This is a genomic window from Pelobium manganitolerans, assembly GCF_003609575.1.
Taxonomy (GTDB): Bacteria; Bacteroidota; Bacteroidia; order Sphingobacteriales; family Sphingobacteriaceae; genus Pseudopedobacter; species Pseudopedobacter manganitolerans.
Window position 1 is genome coordinate 255,844 of record NZ_MBTA01000027.1, and the last position, 16,399, is coordinate 272,242.

Consider the following 16,399-nt stretch of genomic DNA (forward strand, 5'->3'; position numbering starts at 1 on the left):
TTTGTATGTTGTTTTATGAACTAAACCTGCGTACAATTAGGTTGTAGTTTTCAATTTTAGATACAACAATATCTGTTCCATTTTCGATGTAGCCGTCATTAGAAACCGCTTCGTACCATTCGCCGTCAATCTCTATCTTACCAGAGGGCCGCAGGTCCGTTTTAGCAAAGCCTTTTTTGCCCAACAGCTCAAACTGGGGTTTATTAACCTGATAGCCCTGGGTGGCTTTCTGTTCGTCTTGCAAAACCAAACGCTGGAAGGCGCGGGAACGTAAAATATTGCCCCCAAACACCACCGATAAAAATATAGAACCGATGATAGAGCCAAGTACAATTAAAAATGATTGTACTACGCGTTCGCTACCGCTCACGCTCAAATCAAAAAAGTCGTTTAATATCAAACTCATGGCCAAGCCAACCACAATGCACACAATCCCGGCTACGCCAAATATTCCAAATCCGGGGATAAAGAATATCTCTAACACCAGCAGCCCAATCCCCACCACAAATAGCAAAATCTCCCAGTTATCGGCTAAGCCCTCTAAATACAGCGGAGCAAAAAACAGCAATCCGGCTACTACCGCTACCAATAATGCGAAGCCTATTCCGGGCGTTTGTAGTTCAAAATAAATGCCGCCCATCATCAACAAAATTAAAATGCTGCTTACCGCAGGACTGGTTAAAAAACCGATGATATGATCCATGGGGCTAGGCACGTACACGTTTTTGCTAAAATCATTGATGCCTTCTTGCTGTAAAACATCCTCCACAGAACTTGCCTCGCCGTTACAATAGCCATATTTTATAGCCTCTGCGGTGGTTAAGGTTAGTACTTTACCTTTTTCTACCAATCCCGGGATGGCTACAACGGGGTCCACAAAGCTTTCTGCTATTTTAGGATCGCGCCCCTTACTTTCGGCCGTGGTACGCATCAACCCTCGCATGTACGATTGGTATTTCTCTGGCAGCACCTCCCCTTGCCCGTTCACCACGCTGGCAGCGCCAATAGTAGCGCCTTTGCTCATGTAAATTTTATCGCAAGCAATAGAAATTAAAGCACCCGCAGATGCTGCGTTGTTATCTATAAAAACAATGGTTTTTAGCTTGCTGTTTAAAATTTTAGTGCGGATAGAGTCGGCATAATCCAACATCCCGCCATAGGTGTTCATATCAATTAACAGCACTTCGGCGCCACTGGCCTGGGCATTGGCAAAAGCTTTTTGGGTAGCACGCCAAGCAGCCGGATTAATTTCGTTTTTTAGGTTAAGCTGATAAACTTGCGTTTGGGCAAAGGTTTGCAGGCCGCCACTAAGCAATAAAAAAAGGCATAGGTATTTAATAAAATTCATATTTACTAGTTTTGAAAATCATGATTGCAAATAAAGATAGCTTAAAGCTGGCATACTCCTTAAAAGTTGAGGGCATAATTTGGAAAATTATTTTAGATGAGGCGCAGGACATTATGGTGTGGGAATGCCGCAAAGCCGATAAAAGCATTACTTTTTATGCTTATGATTTTATAAACAAACAACTTCTTTTAGATGCTTATGCTTTCCCTCCAGATTGGCAACTAAACATCCATACGGTGCACCAAGGCATTTTATATTTCACCGGATTAGAGTCCGAGTTTTCGCCGGTGCAAAAAGGGATAGTAGCCATGGATTTAAGCACTAAAGCTACTGTTTGGCAAAATTTTAGCGTAGGCCTGCAAGCTTTTACTAATGAAGGAATTATTGCTTATGATGCCCGCCTATTGCCTCGCAAATTTGTTTTGCTAAACGCTCAAACCGGCGTTCTTCTGCAAAACATCGAAACCAAAGACATCAACAACTTTACTTATTTAGGTAACGATATTTTGCTCCCCAAAATGTTACAGGGTAGCGCTATTTTAGATACACGTTATGTTTTAAACTACCATAATTTAACCATTACTTCTTTTTTTGAGCCTAACAACAACGCTTACAAGCAATTAATTGAGGTGCAAAAAAATGGACAGCTTTTGTTACAAGAAATTATGAATAGCGAGATACAAAAATTGAGTTTTGATACGTTTTTTGTATGGCACAACCGGCTGGTGTACCTAAAAAACAAGTCGGAGATTGTGACATATTTCGTATAATTGCAAAATTTTTAACATGAATAATTGCTGTTTCATGACCACTAAAAATCTAATGTTCTTTTTTTTGATGCTGCTTAGCCCGGGTTTATTTGCCGCTTCGCTCAGAGACTCCATCGGAGTTGAAAACATCAACGGAAAAAAAATCATCCTACATAAAGTTGAAACTAAAGAGACCTATTACGCCCTGGGCAGGTTGTATAATGTTAGTCCGGCGAAGATTATGGACTTTAACGGAAACATCGCTTTGCACCCAGGCAATATCGTAAAAATCCCTACCGAGCAAGCTTTTAGCAGTAAACCGGTAACTTTTAGCTCGCCACCTAAAACAGACAGCAATGCTAAAAAAGAGATTACACACAAAGTAGCGGCCGGCGAAACCCTTTACGCCATTGCCAGCAAATACAATATGCGTGTGGATGATTTAAAGCTATTGAACAACTTAAAAAGCAACAGCTTAAGCGTAGGGCAAAACTTAAAAGTAATCAGTAGTGAGGCCGTAAGCCTTAATCCGGTAGTCCAAAAAAACGAGCAGGGAAAGCCCGTTGTGTTAGAAAAGAAAACGGAAACCATAGCACAAAACCCTAACCGCATCCGTTATATGGACTCTACCGATTCGCAAGGCATCGCTATACCTAAAAACCGTTATGGCATTACCGAAATGAACGATAAAGGCTTGGCGGTTTGGATAGACGACAATAATTTAGACGCCTCAAAAAGTTACGCTTTGCACCGCGTGGCACCGGTAGGCACTATTGTGAAAGTAACCAACCCCATGACCAACCGCAGCGTTTTTGCCAAGGTTGTAGGACGTTTTACAGAGAATGAAACCACCAAAGACGTAATTATTGTGGTTACCAAATCATGTGCAGAAGCCATAGGCGCTTTGGACAAAAGATTTTTGGTAAACATTACTTTTGGGATGCCGAATGAGCAATAAAAAGCCCTATGTTATTGGTGTGGCCGGCGGAAGCGGCTCGGGAAAAACCTTCTTTTTAAACGCTTTTTTAAACCATTTTACGCCGGCAGAGGTTTGTTTGGTATCGCAAGACGATTACTATATCCCGCAAGGGCCTATGACGCCCGAAGAAAACCGCCTGCACAATTTTGATTTGCCTACCTGCTTTGAAGTAGAGCAATTTGAGCAAGACGTTTTTGACTTGTTAAGTTACAAAACCGTTCGGAAACAAGAATACACCTTTAACAATCCTAAAGCGCAAGCCAAACTGCTTACCATACAACCGGCGCCCATTTTAATTTTGGAAGGTCTTTTTATTTATCATTTTAAAAAGATCAATGAAATTTTTGATTACCGGATATTTATTGACGCCACGGCAGAAATAGCTTTAGAACGAAGGCTTAAGCGTGATTTGGTGGAACGTGGCTACTCGCACGAGGATGTGATGTACAAATGGGAAAACCACGTAATGCCTGCTTTTAACCAGTTTTTGATGCCGCACCGCAAGCAATGCGACGTAATCATCGACAATAACAGCAACGAGCTGGCTAATATTTTAAGCTTTACCGAAAATATCTCGGCAGACTTGAGGCAAAGGCTAAAGCTTTAAAAAGGCACGTTTGCTTTTTGCTGAGGATTTTATACCTTTATGTACTGCTTTTGAAATAAATAATTCCACAAAAATATTTAGGCTTTAATTTAATACACAAAGCTTTTTTTAGATTTGCACAAATTTTTGTTTTTGCAGGCATCCGGCCGGGCAAATACAGCAATCATCAAGAATGACAAATAACATAGAAAACAATTTCGACTACAACACTTCCAGGGAAAAGCTCATTTTAGCCGAATATGGCCGTAATGTGCAAAACATGGTCGAGTATATTGTAGCTCTTCCAACCAAGGAAGAAAGAAACCGCTACGCCCAAGTAGTTATAGATATGATGGGTTTTTTAAATCCGCATTTGCGCGACGTGCCCGATTTTAAGCATAAGCTTTGGGATCATCTGCAAATCATCTCTAAATTCAGGATTGACGTAGATTCGCCTTACCCGAACCCAACGCAAGAGCAAATTAATTTTAAGCCAGAGGTGCTTAGCTATCCGCAAAAGCGCATAAAGTTTAAACACTATGGCCACACGGTAGAGCTGATGATAAAAAAGGCAAAAGCTATTACCGAGCCCGAGAAGCGCGACCAGATGACCAACTCTATCGCCAACTTTATGAAGATGGCCTATGTAGTTTGGAATAAAGACCACGTTGCCGATGACCAAATTTTGAGCGATTTAACCGAGCTTTCTGACGGTGAGCTGGATGTGAGCAATGTGGTGTTAGCAAAAGTTGATTTAAAACCTGCCAACAGCAACAACAATAACAACAACGGCCGCTCGCAAAAAAACTCGAGCAAAGGCGGGGGCAAGCAAAACAATAACAACAATAATAAAAACCGCCAGCGCAACCATAACGGCGGCGGCGGAGGTAACAGAAGACCTAACCAGCAATAAAACACCTAATCAATCAGCGCTTTTTATATGAATGCATTTGAGATTCGCGGAGGCAAACCTTTAAAGGGAGAAATTATCCCACAAGGAGCAAAAAACGAAGCTTTACAAATATTATCTGCCGTTCTTTTAACACCAGAGCAAGTTACCATCAGCAATATCCCCGATATTAAAGATGTAAATAAGCTGATTGAGCTGTTGGGCGATTTAGGTGTTGAGGTTAACCGCATCTCTAAAGACACTTATCAGTTTAAAGCTGCTAATATTAACCTCGATTTTTTCCAGTCGCAAACCTTCAAAGCCAAAGGCGGCAGCTTAAGAGGTTCTATTATGATTGTAGGTCCGCTTTTAGCACGTTTTGGCAAGGCGGCCATTCCTAAACCCGGGGGCGATAAAATTGGTCGGCGCAGGTTAGATACCCATTTTTTAGGGTTCGAGAAATTAGGCGCAAAGTTTATTTACAATGCAGAAACCGGCTTTTTCAACATTGACGCAACGCAGTTAAAAGGAACTTTCATTTTATTGGACGAAGCCTCTGTAACCGGAACCGCCAATATTGTAATGGCTGCGGTATTGGCCAAAGGCACTACCACCATTTACAATGCCGCCTGCGAACCGTACCTGCAACAGCTGTGCAAAATGCTGAACCGGATGGGCGCAAAAATATCTGGCATTGGTTCTAATTTGTTAACTATTGAAGGCGTAGAAGCTTTAGGCGGTACAGAGCACCGTTTACTGCCAGATATGATCGAGATTGGCTCTTTCATCGGTTTAGCTGCCATGACAGAGTCGGAAATTACCATCAAAGATGTTTGTTACCAAGAACTGGGCATCATCCCCGATGTTTTTAGGAGGATAGGCATACAGTTCGAACTTCGTGGCGACGATATTTACATTCCGGCACAAAAACACTATGAGATAGACACCTTTATTGATGGTTCTATATTAACCGTTGCAGATGCGCCTTGGCCAGGCTTTACGCCAGATTTGCTTTCTATTTTATTGGTGGTGGCTACGCAGGCAAAAGGTTCTGTGCTGATCCACCAGAAGATGTTTGAGAGCCGTTTATTTTTTGTAGATAAACTGATTGATATGGGCGCGCAGATTATCCTTTGCGACCCGCACCGCGCTACGGTGATTGGTTTAGACAAACGTTACCAGTTAAAAGGTATTGAGATGACTTCGCCAGACATACGTGCAGGAGTTTCCCTATTAATTGCCGCACTTTCTGCGTCGGGCAAAAGCGTAATTCATAATATAGAACAGATAGAACGCGGCTACCAAGATATTGACACACGTTTAAAAGCGCTTGGCGCTGATATCAGAAGAGTTTAAATGAATAAAAAAGCCCCAAAGAAATTTGGGGCTTTTTTATTGGTTGAAACAAAAGTCGCAGGGTCTTCTGCGAAAGACCCTGCTCGGACAAGGTAAGGTATCTAGTTCAAACTTTGTAAAAAATCCCGATTTCCAATAGAAACCGGGATTTAAAACACTTATGCAAACGCAAACTAATCTTCCGAATAAACGTGCTTGATATCTGGACGTAAATTGTATGCCGAAGCCATTACTTCTCCATAAGCACCTGCTGTTCGTAAAGCAATCAAATCACCACGCTGGGTTGTTGGCAAGTTTACATCTTTACCGAAACAGTCGGACGATTCGCAGATAGGCCCTACAACATCATATGCCATTGTTTCCGGTTGCCCTAGCTTACTGATGTTTTCGATTTTATGATAAGCCTGGTATAAAGCGGGGCGCATCAGCTCCGTCATCCCGGCATCTAAAACGGCAAAATTCTTTTTGATACCGTGCTTCATGTACAGCACCCGCGATATTAAACTGCTACACTGCGCTACCAGCGCACGACCCAATTCAAAATGTACTTCCTGGTGCGGTTTAACTGTTAAAAAGTCGGCAAATATTTTAAAATAGGCTTCAAAATCTGCGATTGGGTTGGTGTCTGGCTGATGATAATCCACGCCTAAACCGCCGCCAACGTTAAGCACTTTCACTGGCATCCCCCTTTCTTCAAACCAAGCCTGCATTTCGTTTACCTTAACGCACAAACTTTTAAACACGTTCATGTCCAAAATCTGCGAACCCACATGAAAGTGGATGCCCAAGAAACTTAGATTTGTGCTTTGTTTTAATGCATCTGCTACAGACTGCAAATCCCAAGAGTTAATTCCAAATTTATTCTCATCAAGCCCGGTAGTAATGTAATGGTGCGTGTGCGCATCTACATTTGGGTTAATACGAATGGCTACCCTCGCAATTTTATTTTTTGCGCGGGCAAGCTCGTTAATTACCTCAAGCTCTTGGATAGACTCTACATTGAAGGCAAAAATATCCTGATCTAAAGCATAATTAATTTCACGGTCCGATTTACCTACACCGGCAAATACCACCTGCTGGGCATTAAAACCGCTTTCAATGGCTTTCTTCACTTCGCCGCCCGATACACAATCGGCGCCTAAACCTGCATCCTTTACGGTTTGCAGCACACGGCTGTTAAAATTCGCCTTCAGCGCAAAATGAACATGGAAGCGATATTTATCGGCTGCATCAGCGCAAGCTTTTAAAGTGCGTTTTAGCAGTTCTAAATCGTAATAATAAAACGGTGTTTCCTTGTTTTGGAAATTGTTAACAATATCTTGATTAAACATGTGTTAGTTTTATTCAAATAAACGGTTGTGTAAACTTCTCAAAGTTTCTACTTTATCGTCTGTTTTCACTAAAAAAGAGATATTGTAATTGCTGCCACCGTAAGAAATCATCCGTAAAGGAATATGTTTTAAAGATTCAAAAACACGCGATGCGAAACCGTGGCTGCCAGCGCCTAAATCGCCCACTACACAAATGATACTTTGGTTCACATCTACTTCTACGTTGCCAAAATCACTCAGTTCTTTGGTAATTTCGCCTAGGTAACGGGTATCATCAATGGTTACAGAAACTGCCACTTCAGATGTTGTGATCATATCTATCGGCGTTTTATAACGCTCAAAAACCTCAAAAACACGGCGCAAAAAGCCATAAGCCAACAACATACGGCTACTTTGTACTTTAATAGCGGTAATGCCGTCTTTAGCGGCAATAGATTTTATTTTTCCTTTTTCGCTTTCTAATGAAATTAAAGTACCAAAAGCCTGTGGCTCCATGGTGTTTAACAAGCGCACAGGGATTTTATACTTCTGTGCCGGAAAAACCGATTGTGGGTGTAAAATTTTGGCGCCGAAATAAGCTAATTCTGCCGCTTCATCAAAAGACAAACGCGCAATCGGCTTGGTGCCTTTAACAATACGCGGGTCGTTGTTGTGCATTCCGTCAATATCTGTCCAAATTTGCACCTCTTCCGCTTTGATGCCCGCGCCAATTAAAGAAGCGGTATAATCACTGCCTCCCCTTCTCAAATTATCTATCTCGCCAAAAGCGTTACGGCAGATATAACCTTGCGTGATAAACAGATTTACGTCTTTTGACGCATCCAGCAAAGGCTGCAAATGCTCTGTAATATAATCTACAATTGGCTCGTTATCTTCATCTGTGCGCATAAAATCCAGTGCTGGTAGCAATACAGAAGGCACGCCGATTTCTTTCAGATAAATGTGGTAAAGCGTGGTAGAAAGCAGTTCGCCTTGAGCTAAAACAACTTTTTCCTCAACCGCGGTAAATAAATCGTTAGCAAAAGCCGCCAGGATACCAAAATGATAATCGATTAAATCTTTAGCTTGCGCCAAAAATTGGGGCTGTTGCAACAACTCTTTAATAAAAACCTCGTACTTATCTTTTAAAGCTTTAACCAATTCGCCAGCCTTCACCTTATCCGTTGCCAAATAAGCCTGGGCTATTTCTACCAAACTATTAGTTGTACCAGAAACCGCCGATAACACCATAATCTGCCTCTCTTGCGGATTAACAATATCCAGCAACTTTTTCATCCGCTCTGGACTGCCTACAGATGTTCCTCCGAATTTTAAAACTTTCATTCTTGAATTGATAAATCTTTGATTTTTATATTGTTTTTAAACGCGCGCTAAAATAGCAAAAGGCTTTGATTTTGTGCTACAAAAAGGCAATTATATTGCTTTGCGCGATGCAGAGGCCTTTGTAAAAAACGCAACTGCTAATTTTGGCTTTCGCCCGATACGTGAGCGTGATTATATTAAAAACGTTTCGCCTTCTTGGGCAAGGAAAGTATTGGGGAAAATTTCACGTGCCTCTAACAATAAAGGCGATAAATCGCGATAGCGGGCAGAGAAATGCCCTATCAAAAGTTTTTTAACGTGTTGCGATTTTGCCAGTTCGGCAGCTTCGCGTGCGGTAGAGTGGAAAGTTTCTTTAGCCCTATCGGCCATATCATGCATAAAAGTAGATTCGTGGTACAGCGTATCCACGTTTTCTAAATGCACGTTGTAGCTCCCGTCGGCCAGCGTATCCGAGCAATAGGCATAAGCTCGCGGCACATCCGGTTCAAAGGTGAGGTCCTTTGCTTTGTGTCTTACGCCCGCCTCATCAATAAAATCAATCCCTTTTTTTAAAAGCTGAAAATATTGTTGCGGAACGTTTAACTCCTCTGTAAGCGCTTTATTGATTTTGCGCAAACGTTCTTTCTCTCTGAAAATAAAGCCTGTGCACGGGATGCGGTGGTTAAGCACAAAGGTTTGCACGGTAAAACCATTGTTGTCTAAAATAATTTCCGCTTCATTTGTTTGGGTAAAATGATATTCTATCGGAAACTTAAGCTGCGTACCAGAATGTTTAAATTGTATTTCTAAAATTTCCTTGATTTCTGCCGGTGCATACAAGTAAAGCGGCTTAGTGCGCCCGTTTAAATGCATGGATGAAATTAAACCGACTAAACCAAAAAAGTGATCGCCATGCAAATGGCTGATGAAGATATGATCTATTTTATGATACTTTATCCCATAACGAAGCATTTGTTGCTGTGTACCTTCGCCACAGTCAATCATCAAAAGCTTATCGTTAATGTTCAGTATCTGAGAAGTAGGGTTTCTATGAAATATAGGGGTTGCCGAACTACTGCCCAAAATCGTAACCTCAAATTTCATCGGTAGTGCTTGTAGAGCTGTTTCAGTTGCTCTCCTTTTTTAATTCTTTTTCAATTTCTTCCATAAAAATTAAATCAATCGCTTCTTCTACGCTTGGTACAATGGTAATTACATTGTCTAGCTGAGAGATGGTGATTAACCTGGAAACCGCGTCGTTGATGCCGGTTAAAATAAAAACGCCTTCTGCATTTTTGCACAAACGGTGGCCTACCAACAAACTGCTTAAACCGCTAGAGTCGGCGTATTTCACCTCCGTCATATCCAAAATAATGTTCCGTTGACCCTCGGTGTTTGTCAAGATTAGTTCTGACTTCAATTTAGGAGAAACCAAAGAGTTGAGTTTGTTCTCCTCTAATTTCACCAAAACATATTTTTCGTGCTTATCTATCGTAAATTTCATATCACAACTTAATCCTCTAAATTAGTTTATTTTCTTTTTAAAATAAAACAGAATAATTAAAGGCTTTTTAACGCGTTTAAAATATTTTGTTCTACGCGTTGGTACACATTTTCTCCGTCTGCCTTAACAAAATCTCTGCCTGTTATTTTCTCATAAAGTTCTATATAGCGCTCAGAGATGGATTGCACTTTGGCTACGTCCATCAACGGTACCTGTTGTCCATCTTTCCCTTGGAAACCGTTTTCTATAAGCCACTGGCGCACAAATTCTTTTGAAAGTTGCTTCTGTGGCTCGCCCTTTTCTTGCAATTGCTGATAGCTATCTTTATAAAAATAGCGTGAAGAATCTGGTGTATGAATTTCGTCTATTAAATAAATCACCCCGTCTGCTTTTCCAAACTCATATTTAGTATCTACCAAAATTAAACCTTGTTTGGCGGCTATTTCTGTTCCTCTTTGGTATAAAGCGCGTGTGTATTTTTCTAGTTGAAGGTAATCTGCTTCGCTCACAATGCCACGTTCTAAAATGGCTTCGCGCGATATATCTTCATCATGCCCTACCGCGGCCTTAGTGGTTGGCGTGATGATAGGTTCCGGAAGACGGTCATTTTCTTTTAAACCTTCGGGCAGTTTCACGCCACAAATTTCGCGTTTGCCCGCAGCATATTCGCGTGCAGCGTGGCCTGCTAAATAGCCTCTAATCACCATTTCTACTTTAAAAGGTTCGCAAATTTTGCCAATGGTAACGCTCGGATCCGGCACATTTACTACCCAATTAGGCACAATATCTTTTGTAGCGGCTAAAAAATCGGCTGCAATTTGGTTAAGCACTTGGCCTTTATACGGTATGGCTTCTGGCAATACTACGTCAAATGCCGAAATCCTGTCGGTAACTACCATCACCAAATATTGGTTATCAATGGTATAAACATCGCGCACTTTGCCTTTATAAAAGCCAGTTTGTTTAGGGAACTTAAAATTTGTTTCTTTTATGGATTGCATTTTGTTGAAATTTGAGACAGGAGACGTGAGATTTGAGACAGAAATTCAAGAATGGAGACTATTGAAAATCCTAATCGACCTCATATCTCATATCTCACATCAATTATTTATTGTATATCCCCGTAAGCTTCTAATATTTTCACTACCAATTTATGGCGCACCACGTCTTTTCCGCTCAAGTAGATAAGATCTATTCCTTTTATATTATTAAGGATGCGCAGTGCATTAAATAAACCCGATTGTTGTCTTTTAGGCAAATCTACCTGAGTAACGTCGCCCGTAACAATAAATTTAGCAGATGGCCCCATGCGTGTTAAAAACATTTTTAGTTGCATATCGGTAGCGTTTTGCGCCTCGTCCAATATCACAAAGCAATGGTCCAACGTACGCCCGCGCATAAAGGCTAAAGGCGCAATTTCAATGGTGCGGTTTTCCAGATAGGTTTTCAGCTTTTCGGCCGGGATCATATCGTCCAAAGCATCATAAAGCGGACGCAAGTAAGGATCTATTTTTTCCTTCATATCGCCGGGCAAAAAGCCGAGGTTTTCCCCTGCTTCTACCGCCGGACGCGTTAATATGATGCGTTTAATTTCTTTATTTTTTAAGGCACGCACTGCTAAGGCTACGGCGGTGTAGGTTTTACCGGTACCGGCAGGCCCTATGGCAAATAAAATATCGTTTTTTACGATGCTATCCACCATGCGCCTTTGGTTATCTGTGCGGGCCTTAACCATAATGCCGTTGGGGCCGTAAACCAAAACTTCGGATGCAGATGGAGCAGCCACTGTACCGTCTTCATTTACGGTTTTGCTAGCCTGTACGGCTTTTTCGCCCAGCAAAGCTTCAATATCGTTGCTGGTGATATTCTGGTATTTATCCAGATGGTTGATGATGGCGGTAAGCTTGGTGTTAAATTGAATAATCTCCTGTTCGTCGCCTAAAACTTTCACCTCATTACCCCGGGCAACTACTTTAAGTTTTGGAAAAGAACGCTTTATTAACTCAAAATACTCATTATTTGGTCCCCAAAGCACTGCCGGATTCACCGTTTCTAAAGTAATTTTCAGTTCGTTCAATGTATCGTTTTTATGTTTCTAATATGAATGTGGATTAAAAATTGAATATTTGTAGCGCTAATCCCGTGATACAAGATTAAGAAAAATTATTAAAAATATTAATGGCAATAATTACTTTAACCACAGATTTGGGTTATAAAGATTTTTACCAGGCTGCGCTTAAAGGAAGTATCCTAAGCGCTTTGCCAACCGTTAATATTATTGATATTACCCACGAGATTGATGCCTTCAACATCGCGAAAGCAGCTTTTCTTTTAAAAAACTGCTACCACTATTTCCCAAAAAATACCGTCCATTTAATAGGTATTGATACGGTGTACAGCTCATCTAACAAATACTTAGCAATCAAATACCGCGACCACTTTTTTGTTGGCTCTGATAACGGGATTTTTTCGCTGATTTTTGAGGAAGCACCACAGGAAGTGGTGGAGCTTAACATTTTACAAAGCTTAAAGTTTTTGCATTTCCCTTTAGCAGATATATTTGTGAAAGCAGCCTGCCATTTGGCATCAGGCGGGGCGCTGCAAGAAATTGGAGAACGCACGTTTGAGATTCAAGAGAAGATATACTTCCGCCCAGTAATTGAGCAGAACACGATTAAGGGCAGTGTGATATTTATTGATTCTTTTGAGAATGTAATTACCAACATCACCAAAGATTTATTTACCAAGGTGCAGGCGGGGCGCAAATTTGAGCTCCACTTTAAACGTGGCGAAACCATTAACCAGCTAAGCTGGCATTATGATGAAGTGCCAGAAGGAGAAAAGCTGTGTTTATTTGGCATCTCGGACCATTTAGAAATTGCTATTAATAAAGGCAAAGCTGGTAAGCTTTTAGGCTTAAAAGCCAACGATATGGTTTTAATTGAATTTAAATAGGATGAAATCTTTCGCTTTTTTAATTCTGATACTGGCATCTTTAAGCGCGGGTGCCGCACAAAATCCGGATAGTTTAGCCTACGAACTGCAGCGCAACAAAATAAACACAATGCTTAATTCGCGCGTAGCAAAATATGGCCAGTTTACGGAGAGCCTGAACTCGCGCACCGGAATTTTTGGTTTAAAAACCAAAAAAGACATGCAAAAAAGCATGGATATCCTTAAAGAAATTATCGAAACGGATAACTCTATTTTGCGCGAAACCAAAACACTTCTGGATTTTAAAACTTACCAACAGGAAAAGGTGGTATCTGAGTCTAAAGAATCGGAAAGCCGGAATTTGGGCTACATGCGGACTATCAACAAGCTGCAAACCGAAAACGAAAGCTTAAAAGCCGAGATCCAAAACTTTAAACACAGCAAAAAGTTTTATCAGTTGGTGGCCTTTGCCCTAGGCCTCGCCATCATCAGCTTTGCTCTGTTTGTTTACCGTAAAATTTCGGCAAAATAGCTTGCTAAGCGCTTTATTATTCTACTTTTGCTGCCATTGTTTGCGGTAGCGTATTTGTTACGCTGCTAAAAAGATTCTTATTTAAATGGCCAGAAACGGATTAAACAGCAGTTCCGCTCCAGCTCAGGAGTTCACCAAATCAAAAATCAACAAAGAAAACCTTCAAAAAATTAGCGCCCTGCTAAGCTACTTAGGTCCCTACAAAGGCAAATTTGCGGTGGGCATGGTATGCCTTTTTATATCTAGTTTGGTGGGTTTGGTTTTTCCGGCAATTATCCAAGTAATGATTGATGTAGCCGTAGATAAAGCACCTAAATACGGCTTGCCGGCATCCATAAATGAGATTGGTTTAATTGCCTTCGGAATTTTGTTTGTGCAGGCTTCGGTTTCTTTTTTCAGGATCAGGCTTTTTGTGGAGGTAGCCGAAAAAGCATTGGCAGATATTAGGAGAGACACCTACTTTAAACTAATTACCTTGCCGATGAATTTTTTTGCCAACCGCCGCGTGGGCGAATTAAACAGCAGAATTTCTGCCGATTTATCTCAGGTGCAAGACACCCTCACCACTACCCTAGCCGAAATGATCCGCCAAATTATTTTATTTGTGGGCGGTATAGCTATTTTGGTTTATGTTTCTGTTAAACTTACGCTGTTTTTATTGTGCATTTTGCCCGTGATTGTGGTAGCGGGGATAGTTTTTGGTAAAGCCTTGCGCAAGATATCGCGCAGCGCGCAAGATAAACTGGCCGAATCTAACACGATAGTAGAAGAAACTTTGCAGGGGATTTCTAACGTAAAAGCTTTTGTAGGCGAAGCTTATGAAGCAGGACGTTATGATAAGAGCTTACGTGAAGTAGTGAGAATTGCCTTGAGAGGCGCGAATTACCGCGGTGTTTTCGCTTCTTTTATCGTCTTCTGTTTGTTTGGCGCTATCATGGGCGTGTTATGGTACGGCGCTTTGTTGGTAGAGGCCGGAAGCCTTTCCGTTGGTGACATTATCGCCTATTTATTGTATTCATTTTTTGTTGGCGCCGCTATGGGAACCTTCCCCGATATGTATGCCAATGTTCAAAAAGCTATTGGTGCGTCTGAGCGGGTTTTGGAAATATTGGCCGAACAAAACGAAGCCATATCCATCGACCCAAAAAATAACCAGATTAAAGAAGTGCTTCATGGAAACGTCGCGTTTAAAGACGCTTACTTTAATTACCCGTCACGCAAAGATGTAGCTGTTTTAAAAGGCGTTTCTTTTGAGGCCAAAGCCGGCGAAAAGGTTGCGATAGTTGGGCCGTCTGGGGCAGGCAAATCTACCATTGCCAGCTTAATCTTACGTTTTTATGATTTACAAAAGGGCCAAGTGTTGTTTGATGGCAAAGCCATCGGTTCGCTTTCACTTACTGATATTAGAAACCAGGTAGCCATTGTACCCCAAGATGTGATTTTGTTTGGCGGCACCATCCGCGAAAATATTGCCTATGGCAAAATAAACGCTAGTGACGAAGAAATTACTGAAGCAGCAAAAAAAGCAAATGCGCATAACTTTATTTCTGGTTTCCCGGAAGGTTATGAAACTGTTGTGGGCGAACGTGGCGTTAAGCTTTCGGGCGGACAAAGGCAACGGATTGCGATTGCGCGTGCGCTACTGAAAGACCCGGCCATTTTAATTTTGGATGAAGCCACTTCTTCTTTAGATTCCGAATCGGAAAAATTAGTGCAGGAAGCGCTAGAGATTTTGATGAAAGGGCGTACCTCCATCATCATTGCGCACCGCTTATCTACCATCCGTGAAGCGGATAAAATTATTGTTTTAGATAAAGGGCAAATTGCCGAAAGTGGCACGCATAAAGAACTTTCTGAACTGGAAGACGGAATTTACAAACGCTTGAGCTCTTTGCAGTTTGAGTTTCAATAACATCTTAAATAAACGCTAAAATTTTAAACCCAGAACAAACTCGTGAGAGCCGGAGTTAATGCTTTTAATCTGTGAGATGTTGCTGTCATAAGCGTAACCAAAATCGAGCATTTTATTAACCGTAAAGCCCGCCAATACCGAGAAAGCATCATTTTTTCGGAAAGAACCGCCCATCCAAAAATTATTTCTGAATGCTATTTTCAAATTAGCATCATAAGAAACTGGAAATGGTGCAACTTTTTTTGCCATAAGGGACGGCGTAAAAGAAATGTCTTCGCCCACAAAAAAACGATAGCCCGCAGTTACAAAATAATGCGATACTTCGGCGCCTTGCTCGTACAGGTCGTTAAAAGATAATTTTTGTTTAATCACTTGTTGCATAGAGCCTCCCAAAAAGTATTGTGGCCCATACAAGTAAAAGCCTACATTTAAATCGGGTGTCCACTTAACTGCTTCTACATTTCGCAGTAAAGGTTCGTCGGGATCGTCAAAAACCAAATCAGCGGTGTTTAAAGCAATCCTACTTACACCTCCGCTTGCGCCAAAAGACAAGTTAGCTTCATCTCCCAATAACAAATGATAGGCATAGGCAAGGTTAGCGCTTGTGCGGTTAATTGGCCCGGTATTATCATTTATAAAACTAATACCTAATCCATGATGGTTATCAGATGCATAATATCCGTCCTTGTCTGCCCGGGTGTAAGGTTCTTCTATGCCATAATCTGCAGAACCGGCTGTTAACAAACTGCCGTCCAAATTTAAAGGCGTGCTGGCTGTTAGGTAAACAGTTTTTGGCGCATCTTGCATCCCAAGCCATTGGTTTCTGAATCCCATTTTTACGTGCATGGCTTTATACATGCCCGTTAAGGCTGGGTTTAAAATCTCCATGTTTTGCAAGTACTGCGTATAATGGGGCCTTTGCTGCGCAGAAGCAGAAATAGAAAAAAACAAGAAACAGCAAATTAATCTTCTCATCC

General features: G+C 41.3%; 16 protein-coding genes. 8 read left to right on the top strand and 8 right to left on the bottom strand.

Annotation, left to right across the window (positions count from 1 at the left end; translation table 11 throughout):
• Positions 1-13 precede the first annotated feature (13 nt).
• Complete coding sequence (locus BCY91_RS14540; protein WP_120182765.1) at positions 14-1,348, bottom strand: NfeD family protein; 1,335 nt, start codon at positions 1,346-1,348, stop codon at positions 14-16.
• 20 nt (positions 1,349-1,368) lie between these two features.
• On the opposite strand from BCY91_RS14540, the gene BCY91_RS14545 reads away from it, so the two are divergent.
• The 5 genes from BCY91_RS14545 to murA all read left to right on the top strand — a co-directional run bounded on the left by BCY91_RS14545 (position 1,369) and on the right by murA (position 5,907).
• Positions 1,369-2,118, top strand: a complete 750-nt coding sequence (locus tag BCY91_RS14545) for a DUF4905 domain-containing protein (protein ID WP_120182766.1) — start codon at positions 1,369-1,371, stop codon at positions 2,116-2,118.
• 16 nt (positions 2,119-2,134) lie between these two features.
• Positions 2,135-3,055 carry a DPBB and LysM peptidoglycan-binding domain-containing protein gene (locus tag BCY91_RS14550; protein ID WP_245989155.1) on the top strand — a complete coding sequence of 307 codons (921 nt, stop codon included), beginning with the start codon at positions 2,135-2,137 and terminating at the stop codon, positions 3,053-3,055.
• Positions 3,045-3,683, top strand: coding sequence for a uridine kinase family protein (locus BCY91_RS14555; RefSeq protein ID WP_120182768.1), 639 nt, complete (start codon positions 3,045-3,047; stop codon positions 3,681-3,683). The genes BCY91_RS14550 and BCY91_RS14555 overlap by 11 nt, the downstream gene beginning before the upstream one ends.
• Before the next feature lie 172 nt (positions 3,684-3,855).
• Positions 3,856-4,575, top strand: coding sequence for a DUF4290 domain-containing protein (locus tag BCY91_RS14560; protein ID WP_120182769.1), 720 nt, complete (start codon positions 3,856-3,858; stop codon positions 4,573-4,575).
• 27 nt (positions 4,576-4,602) lie between these two features.
• On the top strand, positions 4,603-5,907 hold the full coding sequence (gene murA, locus BCY91_RS14565) for a UDP-N-acetylglucosamine 1-carboxyvinyltransferase (protein ID WP_120182770.1): 1,305 nt from the start codon (positions 4,603-4,605) through the stop codon (positions 5,905-5,907).
• 173 nt (positions 5,908-6,080) lie between these two features.
• Here the strand turns inward: murA and lysA are convergent, their stop codons facing one another.
• The 6 genes from lysA to BCY91_RS14595 all read right to left on the bottom strand — a co-directional run bounded on the left by lysA (position 6,081) and on the right by BCY91_RS14595 (position 12,121).
• On the bottom strand, positions 6,081-7,238 hold the full coding sequence (lysA, locus tag BCY91_RS14570; protein ID WP_120182771.1) for a diaminopimelate decarboxylase: 1,158 nt from the start codon (positions 7,236-7,238) through the stop codon (positions 6,081-6,083).
• Positions 7,239-7,247: 9 nt separating this feature from the next.
• Complete coding sequence (locus BCY91_RS14575; RefSeq protein ID WP_120182772.1) at positions 7,248-8,561, bottom strand: aspartate kinase; 1,314 nt, start codon at positions 8,559-8,561, stop codon at positions 7,248-7,250.
• Positions 8,562-8,732: 171 nt separating this feature from the next.
• A complete protein-coding gene (locus BCY91_RS14580) occupies positions 8,733-9,644 on the bottom strand; it encodes a ribonuclease Z (protein WP_120182773.1) in 912 nt (303 codons plus the stop codon).
• Positions 9,645-9,666: 22 nt separating this feature from the next.
• Positions 9,667-10,044 carry an STAS domain-containing protein gene (locus BCY91_RS14585; protein ID WP_120182774.1) on the bottom strand — a complete coding sequence of 126 codons (378 nt, stop codon included), beginning with the start codon at positions 10,042-10,044 and terminating at the stop codon, positions 9,667-9,669.
• 56 nt (positions 10,045-10,100) lie between these two features.
• Positions 10,101-11,045, bottom strand: coding sequence for a phosphoribosylaminoimidazolesuccinocarboxamide synthase (locus BCY91_RS14590; RefSeq protein WP_120182775.1), 945 nt, complete (start codon positions 11,043-11,045; stop codon positions 10,101-10,103).
• A gap of 107 nt (positions 11,046-11,152) precedes the next feature.
• Positions 11,153-12,121 carry a PhoH family protein gene (locus BCY91_RS14595; protein WP_120182776.1) on the bottom strand — a complete coding sequence of 323 codons (969 nt, stop codon included), beginning with the start codon at positions 12,119-12,121 and terminating at the stop codon, positions 11,153-11,155.
• A gap of 101 nt (positions 12,122-12,222) precedes the next feature.
• Here BCY91_RS14595 and BCY91_RS14600 point away from each other — a divergent pair, with 101 nt between their 5' ends.
• The 3 genes from BCY91_RS14600 to BCY91_RS14610 all read left to right on the top strand — a co-directional run bounded on the left by BCY91_RS14600 (position 12,223) and on the right by BCY91_RS14610 (position 15,422).
• Entirely contained in the window at positions 12,223-12,999 is a 777-nt protein-coding gene (locus BCY91_RS14600) for an SAM hydrolase/SAM-dependent halogenase family protein (protein WP_120182777.1), read from the top strand.
• Position 13,000: 1 nt separating this feature from the next.
• Positions 13,001-13,510, top strand: coding sequence for a hypothetical protein (locus BCY91_RS14605; RefSeq protein ID WP_120182778.1), 510 nt, complete (start codon positions 13,001-13,003; stop codon positions 13,508-13,510).
• Positions 13,511-13,595: 85 nt separating this feature from the next.
• Positions 13,596-15,422: an ABC transporter ATP-binding protein gene (locus BCY91_RS14610; RefSeq protein ID WP_120182779.1), complete on the top strand. Its 1,827-nt coding sequence runs from the start codon at positions 13,596-13,598 to the stop codon at positions 15,420-15,422.
• A 15-nt stretch (positions 15,423-15,437) separates the two neighbouring features.
• Here the strand turns inward: BCY91_RS14610 and BCY91_RS14615 are convergent, their stop codons facing one another.
• A complete protein-coding gene (locus BCY91_RS14615) occupies positions 15,438-16,397 on the bottom strand; it encodes a PorP/SprF family type IX secretion system membrane protein (RefSeq protein ID WP_120182780.1) in 960 nt (319 codons plus the stop codon).
• Between the last annotated feature and the right edge of the window lie 2 nt (positions 16,398-16,399).

Excerpts from the sequence above, each read along its gene's own strand:
- BCY91_RS14540 (WP_120182765.1), bottom strand. The coding sequence starts at position 1,348 with ATGAATTTTATTAAATACCTATGCCTTTTTTTATTGCTTAGTGGCGGC.
- BCY91_RS14545 (WP_120182766.1), top strand. The coding sequence starts at position 1,369 with ATGATTGCAAATAAAGATAGCTTAAAGCTGGCATACTCCTTAAAAGTT.
- BCY91_RS14550 (WP_245989155.1), top strand. The coding sequence starts at position 2,135 with ATGAATAATTGCTGTTTCATGACCACTAAAAATCTAATGTTCTTTTTT.
- BCY91_RS14555 (WP_120182768.1), top strand. The coding sequence starts at position 3,045 with ATGAGCAATAAAAAGCCCTATGTTATTGGTGTGGCCGGCGGAAGCGGC.
- BCY91_RS14560 (WP_120182769.1), top strand. The coding sequence starts at position 3,856 with ATGACAAATAACATAGAAAACAATTTCGACTACAACACTTCCAGGGAA.
- murA (WP_120182770.1), top strand. The coding sequence starts at position 4,603 with ATGAATGCATTTGAGATTCGCGGAGGCAAACCTTTAAAGGGAGAAATT.
- lysA (WP_120182771.1), bottom strand. The coding sequence starts at position 7,238 with ATGTTTAATCAAGATATTGTTAACAATTTCCAAAACAAGGAAACACCG.
- BCY91_RS14575 (WP_120182772.1), bottom strand. The coding sequence starts at position 8,561 with ATGAAAGTTTTAAAATTCGGAGGAACATCTGTAGGCAGTCCAGAGCGG.
- BCY91_RS14580 (WP_120182773.1), bottom strand. The coding sequence starts at position 9,644 with ATGAAATTTGAGGTTACGATTTTGGGCAGTAGTTCGGCAACCCCTATA.
- BCY91_RS14585 (WP_120182774.1), bottom strand. The coding sequence starts at position 10,044 with ATGAAATTTACGATAGATAAGCACGAAAAATATGTTTTGGTGAAATTA.
- BCY91_RS14590 (WP_120182775.1), bottom strand. The coding sequence starts at position 11,045 with ATGCAATCCATAAAAGAAACAAATTTTAAGTTCCCTAAACAAACTGGC.
- BCY91_RS14600 (WP_120182777.1), top strand. The coding sequence starts at position 12,223 with ATGGCAATAATTACTTTAACCACAGATTTGGGTTATAAAGATTTTTAC.
- BCY91_RS14605 (WP_120182778.1), top strand. The coding sequence starts at position 13,001 with ATGAAATCTTTCGCTTTTTTAATTCTGATACTGGCATCTTTAAGCGCG.
- BCY91_RS14610 (WP_120182779.1), top strand. The coding sequence starts at position 13,596 with ATGGCCAGAAACGGATTAAACAGCAGTTCCGCTCCAGCTCAGGAGTTC.
- BCY91_RS14615 (WP_120182780.1), bottom strand. The coding sequence starts at position 16,397 with ATGAGAAGATTAATTTGCTGTTTCTTGTTTTTTTCTATTTCTGCTTCT.